We start from the raw sequence: 21,220 nt of genomic DNA, 5'->3' as shown, positions 1-21,220 counted from the left end.
CCTCCGGAAATGATTCAGCCACAACGCTCGGTCTAGCGTGCAAGACTGTCCTCGCTGGTGGGATAGTCCGATTGCTCCGGTCTTTCCACATCAACCCAGACAAATTTGTCCCGGGAAAGTGCCCGCTCACCATCCATTCGATAAGCGACCAACCGCCCGTACTTCACGGCACTGTAATCGATGCACGCGACATTGGATTTGAGTGGCGCCGGTTCGCCTTCCATCCAGTAATGCCCGACAAAGACCGGGGGCGCATCAAGAGGATAACTGATCAGCTGTTTTCGCTCGTTTTCCGTCAATAACCGGCTTGCCACTTCCGGCGGCAACGGGTCCGGCTGGAAGACAACATCGGCATAGGTATGAGGGTCGTCGGCCCAGAACTTGGTTCGGAAAAACTCGCGCACATAGCCATCCCGACCGGTGATGGTCATACCCCGGGGGAGCCGCAGATCCGTTCCCCTCAGGAGGGTATCCATAACCTGCCCGGCAAAGGACTCAATGGCGGCAGAGGCGTGCAGGAAATCCTCATCGATGCACGCACCACCCTGCGACTGTTTGAATTTCTCGATCAGATCGCCATCCCAGCACGCGTGCACAACACGGAAATCCTCGTCGTCGATAAACAGCGGTATGGTGTAGAACCACTCGAGAAACTCATTCCACTCGTAGGGGTGCGCTTCGAACTGCTCGAGAGTCTCGCGAATCAGGCGGTCGTGACGCGCGTTGTGCTCACGCAGGAAGGTTTTGCCGCTGCCCGGGCGCGCCCGCGTACAGTAACCCAGAGCATTGTACTCATGGTTGCCCATGACAATTCGGGCCGAACCATGTTCCACCATATCCCGCACAAGGTGCAGGGCTTCACGGATGCGTGGACCACGATCAATGATATCGCCGATGAAGATCGCCTGACGACGGGGATGCTGGTACACCCCGTTGATCTTGCGGTACCCCATCTGGTCCAGCAATCTGGTCAGGGTATTGGCACAGCCGTGAATATCGCCAATGATGTCGTAACCGCGGTTTGCGGTCGATTTTGTAGCAGCCATGATCAACTCGCTGATATTTCACTAGCCCAGCCAAGCTTGTCACGGCAGGTGGCGTAGAAATTATGGTCTGTGGGGTGAATCAACCGGATCTTGAACGGCTTTTTGGTAATGCGAATGATATCGCCCGGCGCGCAGGCAATGTTCATTTGGCCGTCAAAGCTGATTTGCGGATAGGTTTCATTGGTCTCCCCGATCACCAGTTTGATCTCACTCTTGCCATCGACAACGATCGGCCGGCTACTGAGAGTGTGGGGAAACATGGGCACCAGAACAATGGCGTCGAGCTTCGGGTGCATGATCGGACCGCCAGCAGACAGCGAGTAGGCGGTAGACCCGGTCGGCGTGGACACAATCAGGCCATCCGAACGCTGGCTGTAAACAAAATGGCCGTCAATGAACAGGTCGAAGCCGATCATCCGGGTGGACTTGCCCGGGTGCAGAACGACATCGTTCAGGGCAGTACCAAACCCCAGGGGCTGGCCGTTGCGCTCAACATTGCCATCCAGCAGGAACCGCGTCTCTTCCATGTACTCGCCTTCCAGGACCTTGCCCAGGCGTTCCTCAAGATCGGACGGCGAAATGTCCGTCAGGAAGCCCAGACGGCCCCGGTTCACCCCAAGCAGGGGAATCTTGGACTTCGCCAACTCACGGGCGGCACCCAGAAGACTGCCATCACCGCCGACTACGATGACCAGATCACAGATTTCGCCCAGTAGCTTTTTGCTCGCCACCTGCAGGCCATGCCCTGGCAGCATGCTGGCCGTGTCTTCCTCAAGAATGACGTGGTAGTTGTTGGCGATCAGGTACTGTTTGAGCTGGCGCAGTGATTCAACCACTTTCACGCTGCCCATACGGCCAATCACACCAATGTTCCTGAACTGATCCATGAAGTTTCCTGTGGTGTCGGGATGCGGCGGGGACAAACGAAACCGTTACCCCGGTGACAATCTGGCGTACAGTTTAACGAAAGTCACCCCGATACTGAAAAAGTTCGAACCTCAGGCCTGGTGTTTCTCGCACCGATCATCAACGCCGGGGCGGAATTCCGCGGGCTGGCTTACCCGCAGGATCGGCTCGCCACAGGGTTTTCCATCGTTGCCCTTGTGGGTGCACACAGGATTTTCATAGTGATCCAGCCATTCACGATAGGCGGGCTCATTCATGCCGCAGCGTTCCGCAGCATAGGCGGTGGGGTTACTGAAGTAGGTCTCAATGTCCTTGAAGGGCAGCGTTACGTGACCGACGCCTGGCTGGTAGGCCACCAGGAACACCGCCTGGCGCTGCAGGTGGTCCATGATGGAGTCTTCCGGAGGTTCGCGGTTTCTCAGCTCGTGGTTCTCTTCCTCGAGGGCGACAATCTTCTCGTCTCTCAGCTCGAGCTCCCGCTGACGGCGCTCCAATTGCTCCCTGAGCAGCAGGAGCTCGGCACCCGCGTTCGAATCCTCCCGCTGTTTCTCCTCACCTACAGCGGCCATCTGCTCCTGCATGGAGAGGTACTGCTCGTTTCTTTCGGAAAGCCGCTTCTTGAGCTGCTCATTGCTGAGGCGTTGGCGTTCGTATTTCTGCTCGAGATCCGCAATATCACTGCGCAATGCCTGAACCTCCAGCCGGTGCTCTCGCTGGATATCCGAAAGCGCATCACGGTGAACACTCTGAAGGGTCTTTATCCGCAGTCGTTGCTCACGAATCAACTGCGCCAGGCGGGAACGATCGGCGGCGGCTGCAGCCTCTTCACGCTCCGATGAATCTTCTGCCTGCTCACTCAGAACCGGAATATTCTCTTCCTGTACCGGCTCAACTTTTCGGAATTTAAGGCTATTGGCCTCTACTGCCTTGCGAATTGCCTGGAAATGATTGTTCCCCGGGGTCATGTCCGGGTCCCACAGATCCTCCTTGAACTTCGGATCCGGACATTGGCTCCGGCAAACCAGCCGGATAGGACCACCGCCCATGTCCGGCCCCTTGGCGCCTTGCCTGGCAAGCTCTTCAATCGGCAGGTTCCAGTGACTGTCTGCCCTGCCCTCCTCATCAAACCAGATTCGGAAGAACACAAGTGCTTGAACCCGTAGATCGCCACTCAGCTCAACCAGAACAGCCCTGACATCGGTTTCGGCAAGATCGGACAGCCCAACATAGCCATCCAGGAAGGCGCCAAATTCGTTGGCCCGCATCTCGCGGGCCACCTGACTACCTTCCACAAAAAATACCGCCGAATAACCATCGGTTGCCTGGTCGGCAGACACCATTGCACGTTCTCCAAAGTTCAACGACTCGACAGACTCAAAGCTATTAGTCTAGCCAGACAATCGTTTCTGCACAGGGAAAAACTGCAACGATTTGTGATCGTGTTAGCGCTTAGAGCTCTGCCGCCAGCCGACTGCCCTGGTTGATCGCTCGCTTGGCATCGAGTTCAGCCGCCACATCCGAGCCACCAATCAGGTGAACTGGCAGGCCCGCTGCCTCGAGATCGCTTTGCAGCTCACGCAGCGGCTCCTGACCCGCGCAGACGATAATGGTATCCACGGGCAGCACACGATCTTCGCCCTGCTCTGCGCCTTTCGGCGTGACCGTTACATGCAGGCCCTCATCATCGATTTTGCGATAGGTCACACCGGGCACCATCTGAACCTGCCGGTTTTTCAAGGAAGTCCGGTGAATCCAGCCGGTGGTCTTGCCCAGGTTCTTGCCCACTTTCGAGGCCTTACGCTGAAGCAGGTAGACTTCCCGGGCCGGCTCCGGAACCTGGGGCTCAACGCCCTGGATGCCACCGCGATGCTCAACGCTCAGATCCACACCCCACTCACGCATGAAGTGCTCGGTGTCCATGGCGGCCGACATGCCCTTGTGGACGATAAACTCGGAGACATCGAAACCGATACCGCCGGCGCCGATCACGGCCACTTTCTGGCCGACCGGTTTGCGTTCCAACAGCGCATCCAGATAACCGATCACTTTGGGATGATCGATCCCCTCGATTTCCGGCGTACGCGGCTTGACGCCCGTGGCCAGAATCACTTCATCAAAGCCACCGGCTTTAAGGTCGTCAGCGCTAACCCGGGTGTTCAGGCGTACATCCACCTGATGCTTGTCGAGCATCACCCGGAAATAACGCAAAGTCTCGTAAAACTCTTCCTTGCCCGGAATCAGCTTGGCAACATTGAACTGGCCACCAATCTCGCTGCCTGCGTCAAACAGCGTCACCTTGTGGCCACGCTCTGCTGCCACGGAAGCGAAAGCCATTCCGGCCGGGCCGGCACCGACCACCGCAATGGATTTCGGCTTCGCGGTCTTCACGTAGGTCAGCTCGGTCTCGTGACAGGCGCGGGGATTGACCAGGCAAGACGTCAACTTGCCACTGAAGGTGTGATCAAGGCAGGCCTGATTGCAACCGATGCAGGTATTGATCTCATCCGCGCGGTCCTCTGCAGCCTTCAGAACCAGATCGGCGTCTGCGAGGAACGGCCGGGCCATGGACACCATATCGGCATCGCCCTCGGCCAGAATCTTCTCGGCCACGTCCGGCATGTTAATCCGGTTAGTGGTGACCAGAGGAATGCTCACTTCACCTTTCAGGCGCGCGGTCACCTTGGTAAATGCGCCCCGGGGAACTGAGGTTGCAATGGTAGGTACGCGGGCCTCATGCCAGCCGATGCCGGTGTTGATGATGGTTGCACCCGCCTTTTCGATTTCCTTGGCCAGATGCACCACCTCTTCCCAGGTACTGCCGTCTTCAATCAGATCCAGCATGGACAGGCGGTAAATCAGGATAAAGCTCTCACCCACTCGCTCACGAACCCGGCGAACGATTTCGATGGGCAGACGAATGCGGTTTTCGTAACTGCCACCCCAACGGTCAGTCCGGTGGTTGGTATGAGACACGATGAACTGGTTAATGAAGTAACCCTCTGACCCCATCACCTCAACGCCGTCATAACCGGCACATTGCGCCAGTGCGGCACACTCCGCATAGTCCTGAATCTGCTTCTCGATCCCGTCCTCATCCAGTTCCCGGGGCTTGAACGGATTGATTGGCGCCTGAATGGCTGAGGGTGCCACCAGCTCCGGAGAGTAGGCGTAGCGGCCAGCGTGGAGAATCTGCATACAAATCTTGCCATCGGCTCCATGCACCGCATCGGTAATGATCCTGTGCTTTTCGGCTTCCTCTTCGGTGGTCATCTTGGCGGCGTGCTGGAAGACGCCCCCTTCCACATTCGGAGCAATACCGCCAGTCACGATCAGGCCGGCACCGCCACGGGCACGCTCTGCATAAAATGCCGCGAGGCGTTCGAAGCCGTGTTTGGCCTCTTCCAGGCCGGTGTGCATGGAGCCCATCAGGGTGCGGTTACGCAGTTTGGTAAAACCAAGGTCCAGTGGCTCAAGCAGGTTCGGGTATTTGGCAACGCCTGGCGTCGTGCTCGCGGTCATGTTCGGTCTCCTCATGGTGATCTTCTGCGGAACGCCTGAGGCTGACAGGGCTCCGTTCATTGTTGAGCCTTAAACTACCCGCGCATCTTGCCATCGACAATATCCCGGGATAACATTTTATTATCTTTGCATAACATGCTAGACAAAGGCTTTAATGAACGGCCACCTATCGAGCCCGTCAAAAAACCGAAACTCACTCGGGGACATCAGTGTTCTCTATGTGTCGGCTCTTTTGCGGGCCGCCGAAGCCGAAGGCGCCATCAGCGCAGAACTGACATCCCGTTTCCAGCTTGACCATCAGACCCTGACATCACCGGAAGCTCGCATCAGCATCCCCCGGTTCATGCGCCTGGGGCATGCAGCGATCAGCGAGACCGGCAACCCGGCTCTCGGGCTGAGGATGGGAGCGCTATCACGCCCCGTCGACGCGGGTATTGCAGGGCTGGCCGGAGAAACCGCCGGCACTGCTGGTGCGGCCCTCGACACGCTGATTCGCTACGCTCTGCTAACCAGCCGAAATAGCCGGGGCGTTCCAACTGTCCAACCGGAAAAACGGCAAGCAAAGTTCTACTCGATTCGCCCCTATAACGGCTTCAACTACTTCGTGGTGGATTCCGTTCTTGCTGCGTGGACCCAGTTTCTCCGGACCGTTACAGGCCGTTATGACGTTCTGGAAAAGGTCACCATCGAATACCGATCAATCGGCCTGGATGACTTATTCGAGAGCTGGTTCCGCTGCCCGGTGCAGTTTGGGGCGTCGAACAACAGCCTTACCGTGCGGCAGGATATTTGGGAAAGCACCAGCCAGCAGGCTCAGCCGGCTATGCATGAAAAGCTTTCCGATCTCTGCGAACGGGAACTGCAGCAGATACGACGGGGATGGACAACGGGAGACAGGGTCAGGAACCTGCTTACCCCCCTGTTCCGTGGCGAAACACCGAGCCTGGAGACCATTGCAATGAAACTGGGTGTGGCACCCTGGACGCTCCAGAGGCAGCTGGCGGGCGAGGGAACCGGATTCAGGGAGCTGATGGATGAGACGCGAAAACAGTTGGCGCGGGATTATATTCGGGAGACAGAGACATCACTGGCGGAGATTGCCTGGCTTCTGGGCTTTTCCAATCCTGCGGCCTTTCACAAGGCCTACCGCCGCTGGTTTAATCTAAGCCCTGGGGAGCACCGAAAGCAGATCAGGCATGGGTGACATCGACGATGGTTCCATCCCTTGCCTATAACTCCATAGCGTCGTCCCAGCCATCATCGTCTTCATATTCTTCGAATTGGTTTTCAATCAACTCTTCTTCGTAATCCCGCATCACAGCCTTCCTGATTCCTGAATTTTCAGAAATAGCCTAGAAGTTCTCAATGACAGAACGATGACAATGAAGCTTCGCGTTGACAGCAAGCTAACTGGAGAGATCGGGTAAGGTGAAAGGTAAAGCGAGAGGAAAAATGGCGGAGCGGACGGGACTCGAACCCGCGACCCCCGGCGTGACAGGCCGGTATTCTAACCAACTGAACTACCGCTCCGTGCGGGTCATCACAACTCGCCTCGAAAAGGCTTGGCAATCAAGGGTGTGATTGCTCTGTGACAACGAGGGCGCATTATAAAGAGGCGCCCTGTTATGTCAACGCTTTTTCTTAAATATTTTCAGAAAAAGCGTCCTCTTACATGGCATCGACCATGGCGTCCTTGCCCTGGGCGGTTTTGCGGTATTCGATAGGTGTCATTCCGGACCAGCGCTTAAAGGCGCGATAAAAAGTGCTGGGCTCAGAAAAGCCAGTTAGATAGACGATCTCATCAATGGATTCATCGGTGGTTGCCAGCAACTGGCGGGCCAGGCGATATCGAAAATCCGCGAGCACCTGATTAAAACTGGTCTCGGCCTCTGTCAGCCGGGTACGCAGGGTCCTCGGCTTGATTCCAAGCCGCTCGGCCACGGCATCGAGGGTGACCTCTCCACTATCGAGGAGCTCTGCGACAATCCGCTCCACCTGACCAACAATGTCTTTCTTCTCCAACCGGGCAACCTGTTCGCTGGCAAACCGCTCGTGCAGATCCAGCAGCTCCGGCTCGGCATGCGGCGAGGCATGTGACAGCAGCTTGGCCGGGAAATACAGCCGGTTTTCCGGCGCACCGAAGGTGACGTCGCACCCCAGCACCTCTCGAACATGATCCTGGCCCTCGGAACGCTCATGCTCGAACTCGATGCGTGACGGGTAAAAATTGCCATCGGTGATGGAGCGAAAAAAGGTAATCAATCCCAGCACGAAACATTCATTGAAATGCCGTAAACGACGCACATCATCAGACGCTGCATCCAGAACCATGCAGGCATCGTCGCCCTCAATGAAGAAATCGGTGTTTGCAGCATCACTCAGCAGACGCTGATAGTTCTGGGCCCGACGCAGGCCCTCGCCAAAGGTTGGGCTGCTCAGAAAGAGGTATTCCAGCACCTGCCCCTTATACGCTGGCAGTAGCTGTCCCAGATGCAGGCCCACATCCGGGTCGCCGGAAACATCCTCAACAGCCTGCCAGAAGTACATCTGCGCACTGTGGGGAGTTCGAAGCTGTTCGGTATAAACGTAATTTTCATCCACACCCAGACGGCTGAAAATCGCATTGGTATCGATTCCCTTCTTTTTCATCGCCTCATAAATCAGGCGCAACATCACTCCCGCGTCACGAAGTTCCTGCATAAGATCCCGTTTTCTTATTTGTTGACTACTACTTTGGCCGGCCGGACAGTCGCCGGGGCTCGCCAGGTCAATGCCTGATCTGGCAGGGTTTGCCACACTCCAGAGGTTTGTCAGATCCAGAGGTCCCAGAAAAGGCACCCTGTTAGACAATCGTCTTATATTAGAGCATATCAGGCCACGAACGCCGAGTTGTACCAAAATGTAAAAAAAAGCATATCCTTTGCTACTACGTTTTTACTCAGGCAGCGCCGGCATTTCCGGTCGAGGCTATAAAGGAGAATATCCATGCCAGAGACCCTCGTTTACCACACGACACCACCCGCCTTATTGCCCATGTATGGCAGAACACTGCTGCCGAAACAAAAGCAGACCGGCGGTGACGTCAGCATCCCGGAGTTGTCCGCCAGCCTGCTTGGCGTCAGCACTGCCGGCAAGAACCTCAAGCGCTACCAGCAGGTCTGTGGCTTCGCGGCAGGTAGTCATCTGCCCGTTACCTGGCCCCATGTGCTGGCTTTTCCACTGCACCTGAAACTGCTTACCGAGAAGGCCTTCCCCCTGCCGCTGCTGGGCCTGGTGCACCTGCGAAACACCATTACCCAGCACCGGCCGATCGGCACCGGGGAGAACCTGGATTTATCTGTACGACTGGGGAATACCGTGAAGAGTGACCGGGGCGTGGAGTTTGATCTCATCACCGAGGCTCGCTCGGCTGGCAAACTGGTCTGGGAAGAAGCGAGCACGACGCTTTTCCGACAACCGGATGGCGAGAGCAAGTCGTCCGGCAAAAAAGCACCGCCAAAGCTGGAACGTTATCCGAATACCGAAAATTTCAAGGCATCCGAATCGATTGGCCGGCAATACGCCCGGGTATCCGGCGACAGCAACCCGATCCACATGCATGCGCTGAGCGCCAAAGCGTTCGGCTTTCCACGAGCCATCGCCCACGGCATGTGGACCAAAGCCCACGCACTGGCGCTACTGGAACAGCAGGAAGGATGGCAAGCCAGCGCCCTCAGCATCAGCTGCCAGTTCAAGAAACCGCTGTTTCTGCCCGGTACAGCCCAGCTTAACTGGAAAACCGGAGAAACGGGGTGGGACTATCAGGTGCTGAATACCAGAGGCGATGCGCCCCATCTGACCGGGCGCGTCGACTGGCTTTAGGAAGGCTTACCATCCGGTGCGCAGGGGGAACCCTGGGCGCCGGCAACGGGCAACGTGAAATAGAAACAGGCACCACCGCCTTCCGGCCGCTCGAAACCGATGTCGCCGCCCTGCGCCTGTATGAGGGAACGGCAGGTTGAAAGACCAATCCCCATCCCTTCGTCCTTGGTCGTGAAGAACGGCAGGAACAGCTTCTCTTCTGCATCTTCCGACAGGCCGATGCCATGGTCCCGCACCTGGATTCGAACACAGGTGTCACCCTGCACACTGGCACTCACTTCGACCGGCGCACTGGAATCAATACTGCTGGTAGCCTCCAGAGCATTGCGAATCAGGTTGAGCGCTACCTGCTGTACCTGGACCGGATCGGCCAGAACCTCCGGCATGTTCTCAGGCACGGACAGCTCAATGGCGCCCTTGTTATTACGCATATCCACCTCGGCAAACTGCCGGGTGTCTTCCAGCAACGCGGGCACCGAGAGTACTTCCTTGCCCGTCGCCGGCTTTTTCATGAATCGACGAATCCGTCGAATGATTTCACTGGCGCGATGGGACTGCGCCTCGATCTTGTCGAGGGTCTCCTGGAGCAACCCCATATCGGGACTTTCCTTTGCCATCATCCGCTTGGCGACCCGAGCGTAGTTGGTTATAGCGGTCAGCGGCTGGTTCACCTCATGGGCAACGCCGGCGGCCATTTCACCCATGGTGGTCAGGCGTGAGGTATGGGCAAGCTGATCGCGCTGCTCCTGAACCAGTTGCCGGGCATCCTCCAGCGCCTTTTCATTGTCCAGTTCGGCGGTGATATCCCGGAACACGACAACGGCACCGTGGAGCTCGTCTGAGTCCAGTTTCGGGGTTGAGCGGTACTCCGCCGGAAAGCCGGTTCCGTCGGTCCTTAGCATTCGGATATCCCGCTGGTTCTCGGCCACACCCTGCTGACAGGTCGCCTTCACCGGCAGTCCGTCCGGATTGTCACCGGCAGTCGCGAAATGGGTTTCGAAGAAATCACGGCCAATCAGCTCTTCCACCGGGCAGCCAACAATTGATGCCGCCGCGGGATTGGCAAATTCAATAATGCCGTTCTCATCGAGGCCGTAAATGCCTTCGCTGATGGAGTTCAGAATACGGGCCTGATCACTTTGCAGCTCCCGGTTTCGGGCCTGCAACTCTCTTTCGAGGCGAATAACGCTGGCGTGGGTTCTCACGCGAGCGATCACCTCCTGGGACTGGAACGGCTTTGAGATGTAGTCGGCACCTCCGAGGGAAAAGCCCTTCACCTTTGCCTGCAGGTCGTCCAGCGCAGACAGGAAGACGACGGCACAGTCTGCCGTCTGGGGGGCGGCCTTGAGGCGCTCGCAGACTTCATAGCCGTCCATCTCCGGCATCATGATATCCAGGAGAATCACTTCGGGCTGATGCCGGTGGGCAAGGTCGAGGGCCTTTTCGCCCTCGTTGGCAATGAGTAGCCGGTAACCTTTGTCTTTCAGGGTCTCATAGAGGACTTTGAGGTTCTGCGGATTGTCATCCACGAGCAGAACCGTCACCTCCGAGTTCTCGCTGACAGCTTCAGTCATAAATGTCGGGCCGGTTAGAAAAGTAACCGTATGATGCCGCCGGGATCACCCTGCGTCGATAAGGTCCTTTACGGACAGGACCATACGAACGAGATGTGCCAGGGAATGGGTTCCCATCTTGTGCATAACGCGGGAACGGTGGATCTCGACCGTGCGCTGGCTGATTTCCAGCTCAATGGCAATCACCTTGTTGGCCTGGCCGGCAATCATCCGGTCCATGATTTCGTGTTCCCGGGGGGTCAGGCTCTTGATGCGGCGAATGATCTCCTGCTTCTCGTCCAGAGACTTGCGCTGCTCCAGGTCCTGTTTGAGTGCTGCCTCAATTTTCTCCAGCAGTGCCTCCTCACGGTAGGGCTTCTGTATGAAGTCCACGGCGCCCTCTTTCATGGCGTCGACGGCCATGGGCACGTCACCGTGACCCGTCACAAAGATAATTGGCAATATGGAGTGTTTTTCATTGAGCTTTTTCTGGAGCTCCATACCGTCCATGCCCGGCATGCGAATATCCAGCACAATGCAGCCTGCCATCTTGTCGGAATAGTCCTTCAGGAAAGCGGTTGCACTCTCATAGGTCTTTACCGGCTTGCCGTCGGATTTCAGCAGCAGCTCCAGGGAATCGCGGACTGCTTCATCGTCCTCAACAACGTACACGGTTTGCTGGATATCAGTCATGGGTGTGTTCTCTCCTGTCCGTTTTCTTATGATCGCCGGTCAGTGAATTGACGGGTCTTTATGGTCGTCACGGGCATGTTCCTGGCGCTCGTGTTCCCGCATTTTTTCTAGCCGTTGCTGGATAATGCCAAAAACGCTCTGCTTCGGGTACCTGCCTTTGTCATCGGCCTTGCCCGCAGGTTTCCCCAGCAGCAGCGTTATGGCCTCTTCAACACGGGCGACCGCGTAAACCGCAAACTGCCCCCCGCGCACTGCCTGCACCACTTCACTGTCAAGCATCAGGTTCTGCACGTTCGTGGATGGCACAATGACACCCTGGCTGCCTGAAAGCCCACCCTTGAGCTGGCAGGTGGTGAAAAAGCCTTCCACTTTTTCATTGACGCCGCCAATGGGCTGAACCTCACCAAACTGGTTGACCGACCCCGTAATCGCAAGATCCTGCCGAACCGGTATACCGGAAAGGGACGAAATCAGCGCGCACAGCTCTGCCAGAGAGGCACTGTCTCCGTCCACTTCACCGTAGTTCTGCTCGAAAGTCAGACTGGCCGACAGGTGCATCGGATCGTTGACCGCAAAGTGGGAGGCGAGCCAGGAGCTCAGGATCATCACGCCCTTGGAGTGTAGATTGCCACCAAGCTTTACATCTCGCTCAATATCCATGACCGCGCCATCTCCATAATAGCAGGTAGCGGTGACACGGTTGGAAAGACCGAACTCAAACCCACCCGTGGACAACACCGAGAGTGCATTAACCTGGCCAACGCACTTGCCACCTGTAGTTACGAGCGTTGTGCCGTCACGGATGGAATCATAGAACTGATCCCGGATCCGGCTGCTGCGGTATTTCGCGCTTTCCAGCGCGCGCTCAACGTGCAGATCCTGGATCAGCTTGGCACCGGCCTGACGGGCCCAGAAATCGGATTCGCGCAGCAGGTTGGCGATATCTGCCGCATGCAGGGACAGTCGGTCCTGATGCTCGGCCATACGGGCACTGTGTTCAATCACCCGGGCAACCGCCTTGTTCGAACAGTGCAGCAGCTTCTTCTCACTCACCAGGCTGGCGATGAACTTGGCATATAGCAGCTGACTGTCATCGGAACGGTACATTTCGTTCTCGAAATCCGCCGTGACTCGAAACAGCTCGGCGAATTCGGAATCGTATTCCTGCAGCAACATCCAGGTTTCACGGTCGCCGAACAGAACAATCTTGACGTCCAGGGGCACCGATTCCGGTTCAATTGAGATGGTTCCGGATAACGTCAGTTCCCGTTCCAGGGAATTTATCTGTATGGACTTCGAACGCAGGGCACGCTTGAGGCCGTCCCATACAAACGGTTGCTCCAGAACCTTGATGGCGTCCATCAACAGGTAGCCACCGTTGGCCCTGTGCAGACTGCCCGGGCGAATCAGGGAGAAATCCGTGAACACCGTGCCCTTGTAGGTGACGTTCTCAACGTAACCGAACAGGTTGTGGTAGGTGGGGTTATCCTCCACCACCATCGGCACTTCGTTGGTTTTCTGATGCACCAGAACATTGACGAGGTAACGGCGGGGCATCTTCTTGTCGAGGGACGCATAAGCAATCGCTGCCTGCTCCTCGTTGTCGTCGAGGAAGATCTCGAGATTTTCAACCAGGTCCGCCCGAACCGCTTCAAAGAAGGCGACCACGTCCGGCAGATCCTTGTATTTCTCGATCAGCTCATCAATCTGATGGCCCGAGATACTCTCGAGGGTCTCCTGGTTCAGGGCTTGCTGTTTATCAGCGTATTCCTGCTCCCAGTCCGCCAGTTTGCGAAGCGCCTGCCGGAGCTTTTTCTCAAGCCTGTTGATGGCCTCTTCGAACTTGTCGCGTTGCTCATCGGTCAGGGCCTGGAAAGATTCCGCAGTGTGGGGTTCGTCGCCATTCATGGCCACCAACCGATAACCGCCCGGGGTTGTCACAGTAAGGCTGACTTTTTTGCGCTTGGCCTGGGCGGCCACCTTCTCCAGCTCGTCTTCCTGCTTTTTGCCGTATTCGTTTTTCAACTGTTCCGAGCGCTCAAGAAAGCTGTCGCTGTCAAAGGTCTGGGGAATAACCTTGACCAGGCGACTCATCAGCTTTTCCATATCCTGTTTGAGCTGGGTACCCTTACCGGCCGGGAGCTGCAACAGCTTCGGAATGCGCGGCTCCTCGAAGTTGGCCACGTAGCACCAGTCATGGCTCTGCTGATCCGTATCCACATGATGCTCGAGGTAACGCAGCATCATGGTGCGCTTACCCAGGCCATTACGGCCAACGGCATAGACGTTGTAACCGCCATGGGGCATTGCCAGAGCAAAACGCACAGCCTCCTGGGCACGGTTCTGGCCAACGATTTCAGCCAGTGGCTCCAGTTGTTTGGTGGTTTTGAACGGCAGATCTTTCAGAACACAGGCTTTGTAAAGCTGGTGCAGAGGCAGTGACTTCAAGGTTTGGTCCTGTAACGGTTAACACATTGGCCGGTCATTGTAGATTCTGCGGTCGGCTCTGTCGCGTTCAGCACGAAGATTTCTGGAGTTGCGCACAGTGCGCGGGATTTTGTTAGACAGTTCACAATTCCGTCGCCGCTCATTTTTCAGCCAGCCTTTCCGGAACTACACTTCATGTCCCAACCATAAAGACAATGCACGCAACGGACGCCAGCGTATGACCAATGATTCCGCAGAGCGCAGAATCAAGGATCGTTACCCCGCCTCCTGTCTGAAGGTCCAGCTCCGGGAGCGTAGCTTCCTTGGTCGTGGCAAACACCCCACGCCGGTTACCTGCCTGGACCTCAACCGGTACGGAATGGCAGTGCTATGCCCCAGGCCAGTAGAGCCGGGCGCCCGTCTGTTCATGGATTTTGACGGCAAGTACATCAGCGAATCGCGGGTTTGTGCCCGGGTGGTCGAATGCCAGCCCTTCCAGACCGGCTATCGCGTCAGTGTCCAATTCAGCTATTGTCTGGACAAGAAGGGCTATTCACGAACTGTCGACAACGCCCTGTCCCGAATTGAAGGCTTCTACAACCGGTTTGCCAGCTGAACCGGCTTCTCAGGTTCATACCAGTCCGGCGTCAAGGCTTGCCGCAACATACATCCCCAGCTCCCGACACTGATCTTCAAACTCATCCCGGTATTCACCCCGGCAGATAAGAGGTTCCTGGATCAGCTTCCAGCGTAGCCCGGTGGTAATGCTTTCAATAGCCCGATTGGTGCCCGTGCCATCATGGCCTGCGCGGATGTAATAGGCAAAGGGCAACCCCTGGGTTTTCTCAAGGCAGGGATAGTAGCTGCGATCGAAGAAGTCCTTCAAAGCACCACTCATATACCCGAGATTCTCAGTGGTGCCCAGAATAATGGCGTCGCAGGCCAGAACGTCATCGGGACCGGCGTCCAGGGGCGCCAACACCTTTACCTCTACGCTATCGATGTCTTCATGGTGCGCCCCCTGCTCTGCCGCCTCCCGAAGCTTGAGAGTATTAGGGGAAGGTGCATGAGCGACTATCAATAATCTCTTTCTTGCTTCCATACCAACCCTGTTGTGTAGCTGAAGAGCAAAGAATTTGGGCATCTGGAGAGTATGGATTCATTCTGAGGCCAGCTCAAACCGGAGGAAGACGCAGCAAGCACAGATGCTCATTTTTTGAGCAGCACAGAGGCAAAAATAGTCGATCTGTTACGAGGACTTTTAAGCGATCTGAACCGATACCTTGCAAAGACTTCTGCTTACCATGGATTACAAGGTGAACCGCTAAAGGAGGAGAAGTCGATGCGTTATCTCAACGGTAGAAAACTAAAGGAACTCTATCGTCGAATAAAATACAGGAGCTGGATCAAAAGCCAGTTGCAACAGACAGGCGGCGAAGATTACCTGAAGCGGCTGGAAATCGACATTGGCGCTGAGCCGGGTCACTTTCGGCGGGAGCTGGAAGAAAAATTAATACCTGAAAAGAAAACCGAAGGTAGCGAAGGCGCGGCAGGCCTGAATTTACGCCTGCCGCACCTATCGTCTTCGCCGGGGAAGGTTTAGAGCAGCTCGCCGTTGGCTTCTGCGGGCTCTTCTTTTGCGTCTTTCTTAGGTTCAGGCTTGGGCATCAACTTGTCCCGAACCTTGGCTTCGATCTCGTTGGCAATGTCCATGTTTTCTTCCAGGAACTTGCAGGCGTTGGCCTTGCCTTGACCGATCTTGTCGCCATTGTAGGCGTACCAGGCCCCGGACTTGTCGACAAAGCCTTCCTTAACGCCCATATCCAGCACTTCCGCCATGTGGTAAATGCCCTTACCGTACATGATCTGGAACTCGGCCTGCTTGAACGGCGGCGATACTTTGTTCTTGACCACTTTCACGCGGGTCTCGTTACCGACCACTTCGTCACCGTCTTTCACGGCACCAATGCGGCGGATATCAAGGCGAACGGAGGAGTAGAATTTCAGCGCGTTACCACCGGTGGTGGTTTCGGGCGAGCCAAACATAACGCCGATTTTCATACGTATCTGGTTGATGAAAATCATCAGGCAGTTGGCGTGTTTGACGTTACCGGTCAGCTTACGAAGCGCCTGGGACATCAGTCGCGCCTGCAGACCAACGTGGCTGTCGCCCATTTCACCTTCAATCTCCGCTTTCGGGGTCAGGGCCGCCACGGAGTCCACGATGATCACGTCTACCGCATTGGAACGAACCAGCATGTCGGAGATTTCCAGGGCCTGCTCACCGGTATCCGGCTGGGACACCAGAAGGTCGTCCACATTGACGCCCAGCTTCTCGGCGTAAACCGGATCAAGCGCGTGCTCGGCATCCACGAATGCGCAGGTTTTGCCGGCTTTTTGTGCTTCGGCAATTACCTGCAGGGTGAGCGTCGTCTTACCGGAACTTTCCGGACCGTAGATTTCGCAAATTCGACCATAAGGAAGACCGCCAATACCCAGGGCAACGTCCAGGCCCAGGGAACCGGTGGAGACCGCAGGAATGGCTTCGCGGGGCTGATCGCCCATTTTCATGACAGCGCCCTTGCCAAACTGGCGCTCGATCTGCCCAAGTGCTGCGCTCAATGCTTTCTTGCGGTTGTCTTCCATCAGTGCAAACCCTCTGTCGCCTGGGCTGCCACCCTCAGGGAAAGGCTGGCAGCGTAATAGTGAATCGGGAATCCGTACAGCTCGACCGGCCAATTCCCTGTATATTTGAACAGTATTAAAACATAACCCGCTGAGGAGACCAACCCCTTCGGATGTGAAAGCGATCAGACTTCGCCCACAAACTCGTTAACCCCTTGAAGAGCATAGAGAACGGCTTGCCGACGAACCTGGTCGCGGTCTCCGTCGAAGCGCTTGACCACCGCCACCGTGGATGCCGGACTGTCTCCCCAGGCAAACCAGACCGTGCCCACAGGCTTGTCGTCGCTGCCGCCTCCGGGTCCGGCTACACCACTGATGGCCACGGCAACGTCGGCGTCGGTTGCCACCAGTGCACCTGCAACCATTTCCCGCACGACCGGTTCGCTGACCGCACCGTGTTCATCCAGCGATTTCCGGGTTACGCCCAGAAGCCCTTGCTTGGCCTCATTGCTGTAAGTGACCAGGCCACCCAGCACGTAAGCCGAAGAACCGGCACGATCGGTCAGTACCTTGGCAACCCAGCCGCCGGTGCAACTCTCCGCCGTAGCAACTGTACGGCCGGTTCTCCGCAGTCGTTCACCAAGGCGGTTGCCTGCCTCTTCCAATTCCTGATCGCTGGCCAGCATAATGACCTCCTTCGTTTCATCACGGCGGTTATTTTCTTACAATTCACGCCTTCATCCAAAGCAAGGCTACCGGACCCGTTCATGTCAGCAGCTCAGACCGATCTTTCCAAGCACACCCCAATGATGCAGCAATACCTGAAGATCAAGGGTCAGCACCCCAATGAACTGGTTTTCTACCGCATGGGGGATTTTTACGAGCTTTTTTACGAAGATGCCAAGAAAGCGGCCGAGCTGATGGATATCACCCTCACCGCCCGGGGCCAGTCAGGCGGCAACCCGATCCCCATGGCCGGCATCCCCTATCACTCTTCTGAGGGCTACATTGCCCGGCTGGTTCGGGCAGGTCAATCCATCGCCATCTGCGAGCAGATCGGAGACCCCGCCACCAGCAAGGGACCGGTTGATCGCCAGGTGGTCCGTATTGTCACACCGGGCACGCTGAGTGACGACGCCTACCTGGAAGATCGCCGGGACAATCTGCTGGTGGCCATCTATAACCAACGGGAGCAGTTCGGTTTTGCCTCGCTCGATATTTCCAGCGGCCGTTTTGCCGTGTCAGAGCTGGAAAACCTGGAAGCCCTGCAAGGCGAACTCCAACGCCTGCGTCCGGCGGAAATTCTGATCAGCGAGGATTTTCCCTACGAGGAAGTTCTGGACGGTTTCACCGGAATACGCCGTCAGGGACCCTGGCTCTTCGAACCCGATACGGCCCGCAGGGTTATTACCCATCAGCTTCAGGTGAGGGACCTGACGGGTTTTGGCTGCGAGGAACTCAATCTCGCCGTCTGTGCCGCGGGCTGCCTGCTGCAGTATGCCAAGGAAACCCAGCGTACCGCCCTGCCCCATATTCGCAAGCTGACCCGTGAACGGCGCGATGAAGCAGTCATTCTGGACGCCGCCAGCCGTCGCAATCTGGAAATTGACACCAATCTCATGGGCGGCCACCAGTACACCCTGGCCTGGGTCATGGACCGCACCGCCACATCCATGGGTGGACGGGAACTCCGGCGCTGGCTGAATCGGCCGCTTCGGGATGTGGAGATCGTCCGCCAGCGTCAGCAGGCGGTATCGGCACTGCTGGAAGGCTTCCATTACGAACCTGTGCATGACCTGCTGAAAGCTGTCGGTGATATTGAGCGCGTTCTCGCACGGGTTGCCCTTCGTTCGGCCCGCCCAAGAGACCTGGCACGGCTTCGGGATGCCTTCCAGGCCCTGCCGGACTTGCAGGAAACTCTGAAACCGGTCAATTCCCACCACGTCGTCAAGCTGGCGACCATCATTGGTGAATACCCTGAACTGGCGGATCTGCTGGAGCGCGCCATCATCGACAATCCCCCGGTCGTGATCCGTGAAGGCGGGGTCATCCGGGAAGGCTTCGACGAGGAGCTGGACGAGCTGCGCAACATTAGCGAAAACGCCGGCCAGTATCTGCTGGATGTGGAAACCCGGGAGCGGGACCGCACCGGCATCAGCACCCTGAAGGTTGGTTACAACCGGGTCCACGGTTATTACATCGAAATCAGCCGGGCCCAGTCGGACCAGGCACCGGTGGATTACATTCGCCGGCAGACCCTGAAAAACGCCGAGCGATTCATCACACCGGAACTCAAAGAGTTTGAGGACAAGGCCCTGAGTGCCAAGAGCCGGGCTCTGGCCCGTGAGAAAGGCCTTTACGATGAAGTCCTGGAAACCGTCGCCGGACAGCTTGCGCCACTTCAGGATGCCGCCCAGGCACTGGCAGAACTGGATGTGCTGAGCAATTTTGCCGAGCGCGCCACCTCCCTGCGCTTTTCCGCGCCGGAGTTCACCGAATCCCCGGGTTTTGACATTGAAGAAGGGCGCCACCCGGTGGTAGAGCAGTTGCTGGACGAGCCCTTCGTACCGAACGATCTGCTAATGGATACCCAGCGGCGCATGCTGGTGATAACCGGCCCGAACATGGGCGGTAAATCCACCTATATGCGTCAGGCCGCGCTGATTGCCCTGCTCGCCTACACCGGCAGTTTCGTGCCCGCCAACCGTGCAGTGATCGGTCCCGTGGACCGGATTTTTACCCGCATGGGCTCCTCGGACGATATCGCCGGCGGCCGATCCACTTTCATGGTGGAAATGACAGAAACTGCCAACATCCTGCACAACGCCACCGAGCACAGCCTGGTGTTGATGGACGAGGTTGGTCGCGGCACCAGCACCTTTGACGGCCTGTCCCTGGCCTGGGCTACTGCCGAACACCTTGCCCGGGAGATACGCTGCTACACGCTGTTTGCCACCCACTATTTCGAGCTCACCCAGCTAGCCGACGAACTCCAGCATGCCGTCAACGTGCACCTCACAGCCACCGAACACGATGACAGCATCGTGTTCCTGCATAATGTGCATGATGGCCCGGCAAGCCAGAGCTACGGTCTGCAGGTGGCAAAGCTGGCAGGCGTGCCACAGGATGTGATCCGTAACGCCAAAACCCAGCTCTCCCACCTGGAGGGCAGTGCTTCGCCGGCGGCGCCGGCAGCCTCGGCCGTTGAACACGGCAACAACGCACCCCGGGCCAAGCCGGCAACCAAGGTTAATGAATCCGTTTACCAGAGCGATATGTTCGCTAGCCTGGAACCCAGTGTCGTGGAAGAAGCCCTGAAAGAGATCGACCTGGACGGACTAACCCCCCGGGACGCCATCAATCAGCTCTACGAGCTGAAGGCGTTGATGAAGAAATAGCGAAGAATTGATCTGTGTAATAAGGTTATAGCAGTCGAACGCTTGCGGCTGTGCGGGTCGCTCCCTACAATATCGCGCACCAAAATATAACGGCAGCGCCTGACGGCGCTCCTGATGAGACTGACCGACCACTGGACCAGGGATCTGACTATGGCGTTTATCGTTACTGATAACTGCATCAAGTGTAAGTACACAGACTGCGTGGAAGTCTGTCCGGTAGACTGCTTCTACGAGGGACCGAACTTTCTGGTAATCGACCCGGACGAATGTATCGACTGCGCCCTGTGCGAGCCAGAGTGCCCGGCCGAAGCCATTTTCTCGGAAGACGAGCTGCCGGCCGATCAGGTCCAGTTTGTGGAGCTGAATGCCGATCTGGCCGCCAAATGGCCGAACATCACCGAAAAGAAAGATCCGCTGCCAGACGCTGAAGAGTGGGATGGCAAGCCGAACAAGCTTCAGTATCTGGAAAAGTAAGCATCCGGAACTGGAACAAAAAAGGGAAGCCGAGGCTTCCCTTTTTCTTTGTCTGAATTTCCGTGATTGCGTCAGGTGCTGGCCAGCTTGGCGCCCATGGCCACGAAAAACCCACCCGTCAGGCCGTTCAGCGTTCGCTTCACACGGGCGTTTACACCAAGACTCCGAAACGTAACCACCACCCAGGCCAGACCACACTGCCAAAGCATTGCCAACAGAAAATGCACACCGGCCAGCATCAGCGACTGCTGAAAGGCGTTACCTGCCGGATCCACAAACTGTGGTAGCAAAGCCATATAGAACAGGGCGGTTTTGGGATTAAGAACGTTGGACAGCAGCCCCTCACGGAAGGACACCGCCACGGCCACCTTCCGGCGGGCAACCGTTACTTCTTTTGCTGCAGGCGCGTCACCCTGGCGAAGAGCCTGGCGCAAGGAACCGATGCCGAGCCAGACCAGGTAACAGGCACCGGCCCACTTCAGGGCAGAGAATGCCCAGGCGGTTTCCACCAAAAGAAGGGAAATGCCCAGCGCCGAGAGCGTGGCATGGATAAACAGGCCGCTGCAGATACCGACGCTGGTCACGCAACCATCCCACAAACCACCCCGGCCGGTATTACGCATCACCAGCAGGGTATCCACACCGGGCGTGATAGTGAGCAATGTAATGGCAACCAGATAGGCCCAGAACAGATCCGATATCAACGTCATGCCCTCTC

Annotated in this window: 18 protein-coding genes and 1 tRNA gene; 6 read left to right on the top strand and 13 right to left on the bottom strand. The window is 56.9% G+C overall.

The annotated features are described in order from the left end of the window. Nucleotides 1-32 precede the first annotated feature (32 nt). The 4 genes from ACWJ62_RS12890 to ACWJ62_RS12875 all read right to left on the bottom strand — a co-directional run bounded on the left by ACWJ62_RS12890 (nucleotide 33) and on the right by ACWJ62_RS12875 (nucleotide 5,471). Nucleotides 33-1,046 (bottom strand): metallophosphoesterase, encoded by a 1,014-nt coding sequence (locus tag ACWJ62_RS12890; RefSeq protein ID WP_449286543.1) that lies wholly within the window; start codon nucleotides 1,044-1,046, stop codon nucleotides 33-35. Between the two features lie 2 nt (nucleotides 1,047-1,048). After that, nucleotides 1,049-1,933, bottom strand: a complete 885-nt coding sequence (locus tag ACWJ62_RS12885; RefSeq protein ID WP_064227361.1) for an NAD(+) kinase — start codon at nucleotides 1,931-1,933, stop codon at nucleotides 1,049-1,051. A 111-nt stretch (nucleotides 1,934-2,044) separates the two neighbouring features. Further along, complete coding sequence (locus tag ACWJ62_RS12880) at nucleotides 2,045-3,292, bottom strand: DNA repair protein (RefSeq protein ID WP_449286542.1); 1,248 nt, start codon at nucleotides 3,290-3,292, stop codon at nucleotides 2,045-2,047. Between the two features lie 109 nt (nucleotides 3,293-3,401). After that, nucleotides 3,402-5,471, bottom strand: coding sequence for an oxidoreductase (locus ACWJ62_RS12875; protein WP_449286541.1), 2,070 nt, complete (start codon nucleotides 5,469-5,471; stop codon nucleotides 3,402-3,404). A gap of 154 nt (nucleotides 5,472-5,625) precedes the next feature. Between ACWJ62_RS12875 and ACWJ62_RS12870 the strand changes: the two genes are divergently transcribed. Continuing rightward, nucleotides 5,626-6,675, top strand: coding sequence for an AraC family transcriptional regulator (locus tag ACWJ62_RS12870; RefSeq protein WP_449286540.1), 1,050 nt, complete (start codon nucleotides 5,626-5,628; stop codon nucleotides 6,673-6,675). Between the two features lie 249 nt (nucleotides 6,676-6,924). Here the strand turns inward: ACWJ62_RS12870 and ACWJ62_RS12865 are convergent. Both ACWJ62_RS12865 and ACWJ62_RS12860 read right to left on the bottom strand, forming a co-directional pair. After that, nucleotides 6,925-7,001 (bottom strand) — tRNA-Asp (locus tag ACWJ62_RS12865). 138 nt (nucleotides 7,002-7,139) lie between these two features. Next, nucleotides 7,140-8,171: an AraC family transcriptional regulator gene (locus ACWJ62_RS12860; RefSeq protein WP_449286539.1), complete on the bottom strand. Its 1,032-nt coding sequence runs from the start codon at nucleotides 8,169-8,171 to the stop codon at nucleotides 7,140-7,142. Between the two features lie 285 nt (nucleotides 8,172-8,456). On the opposite strand from ACWJ62_RS12860, the gene ACWJ62_RS12855 reads away from it, so the two are divergent. Beyond that, nucleotides 8,457-9,332, top strand: a complete 876-nt coding sequence (locus ACWJ62_RS12855; protein ID WP_449286538.1) for a MaoC family dehydratase — start codon at nucleotides 8,457-8,459, stop codon at nucleotides 9,330-9,332. Here ACWJ62_RS12855 and ACWJ62_RS12850 read toward each other — a convergent pair. The 3 genes from ACWJ62_RS12850 to ACWJ62_RS12840 are packed head-to-tail and all read right to left on the bottom strand — an operon-like array spanning nucleotide 9,329 to nucleotide 14,026. Next, complete coding sequence (locus ACWJ62_RS12850) at nucleotides 9,329-10,906, bottom strand: ATP-binding response regulator (protein ID WP_449286537.1); 1,578 nt, start codon at nucleotides 10,904-10,906, stop codon at nucleotides 9,329-9,331. The two genes, ACWJ62_RS12855 and ACWJ62_RS12850, sit on opposite strands and share 4 nt — an antisense overlap. Nucleotides 10,907-10,951: 45 nt before the next feature. Continuing rightward, nucleotides 10,952-11,578 (bottom strand): response regulator FixJ, encoded by a 627-nt coding sequence (gene fixJ / locus ACWJ62_RS12845; protein ID WP_008170525.1) that lies wholly within the window; start codon nucleotides 11,576-11,578, stop codon nucleotides 10,952-10,954. A 39-nt stretch (nucleotides 11,579-11,617) separates the two neighbouring features. Further along, nucleotides 11,618-14,026: an AAA family ATPase gene (locus ACWJ62_RS12840; protein WP_449286536.1), complete on the bottom strand. Its 2,409-nt coding sequence runs from the start codon at nucleotides 14,024-14,026 to the stop codon at nucleotides 11,618-11,620. A 217-nt stretch (nucleotides 14,027-14,243) separates the two neighbouring features. On the opposite strand from ACWJ62_RS12840, the gene ACWJ62_RS12835 reads away from it, so the two are divergent. Then, the gene (locus ACWJ62_RS12835; protein WP_008170530.1) at nucleotides 14,244-14,621 is read left to right on the top strand and encodes a PilZ domain-containing protein; all 378 of its coding nucleotides are present in this window, start codon (nucleotides 14,244-14,246) and stop codon (nucleotides 14,619-14,621) included. Nucleotides 14,622-14,636: 15 nt separating this feature from the next. Here the strand turns inward: ACWJ62_RS12835 and ACWJ62_RS12830 are convergent, their stop codons facing one another. Continuing rightward, entirely contained in the window at nucleotides 14,637-15,107 is a 471-nt protein-coding gene (locus ACWJ62_RS12830; protein WP_449286535.1) for a flavodoxin family protein, read from the bottom strand. 240 nt (nucleotides 15,108-15,347) lie between these two features. Here ACWJ62_RS12830 and ACWJ62_RS12825 point away from each other — a divergent pair, with 240 nt between their 5' ends. After that, complete coding sequence (locus ACWJ62_RS12825) at nucleotides 15,348-15,608, top strand: hypothetical protein (RefSeq protein ID WP_449286534.1); 261 nt, start codon at nucleotides 15,348-15,350, stop codon at nucleotides 15,606-15,608. Here ACWJ62_RS12825 and recA read toward each other — a convergent pair. After that, nucleotides 15,605-16,651, bottom strand: a complete 1,047-nt coding sequence (gene recA, locus ACWJ62_RS12820) for a recombinase RecA (protein WP_148607848.1) — start codon at nucleotides 16,649-16,651, stop codon at nucleotides 15,605-15,607. The two genes, ACWJ62_RS12825 and recA, sit on opposite strands and share 4 nt — an antisense overlap. A gap of 164 nt (nucleotides 16,652-16,815) precedes the next feature. Then, nucleotides 16,816-17,316, bottom strand: coding sequence for a nicotinamide-nucleotide amidase (gene pncC / locus ACWJ62_RS12815; RefSeq protein WP_449286533.1), 501 nt, complete (start codon nucleotides 17,314-17,316; stop codon nucleotides 16,816-16,818). A gap of 81 nt (nucleotides 17,317-17,397) precedes the next feature. Between pncC and mutS the strand changes: the two genes are divergently transcribed. Beyond that, nucleotides 17,398-20,028: a DNA mismatch repair protein MutS gene (gene mutS, locus ACWJ62_RS12810; RefSeq protein ID WP_449286532.1), complete on the top strand. Its 2,631-nt coding sequence runs from the start codon at nucleotides 17,398-17,400 to the stop codon at nucleotides 20,026-20,028. Nucleotides 20,029-20,178: 150 nt separating this feature from the next. Then, on the top strand, nucleotides 20,179-20,502 hold the full coding sequence (gene fdxA, locus ACWJ62_RS12805; RefSeq protein ID WP_008170541.1) for a ferredoxin FdxA: 324 nt from the start codon (nucleotides 20,179-20,181) through the stop codon (nucleotides 20,500-20,502). A 71-nt stretch (nucleotides 20,503-20,573) separates the two neighbouring features. Here the strand turns inward: fdxA and ACWJ62_RS12800 are convergent, their stop codons facing one another. Then, nucleotides 20,574-21,212 (bottom strand): LysE family translocator, encoded by a 639-nt coding sequence (locus tag ACWJ62_RS12800; protein ID WP_449286531.1) that lies wholly within the window; start codon nucleotides 21,210-21,212, stop codon nucleotides 20,574-20,576. Nucleotides 21,213-21,220 lie beyond the last annotated feature (8 nt).

The organism is Marinobacter sp. PE14 (assembly GCF_053566155.1).
The sequence above is the reverse complement of the archived record's forward strand: the minus strand, read 5'-3'. Positions and strand labels throughout refer to the sequence as shown.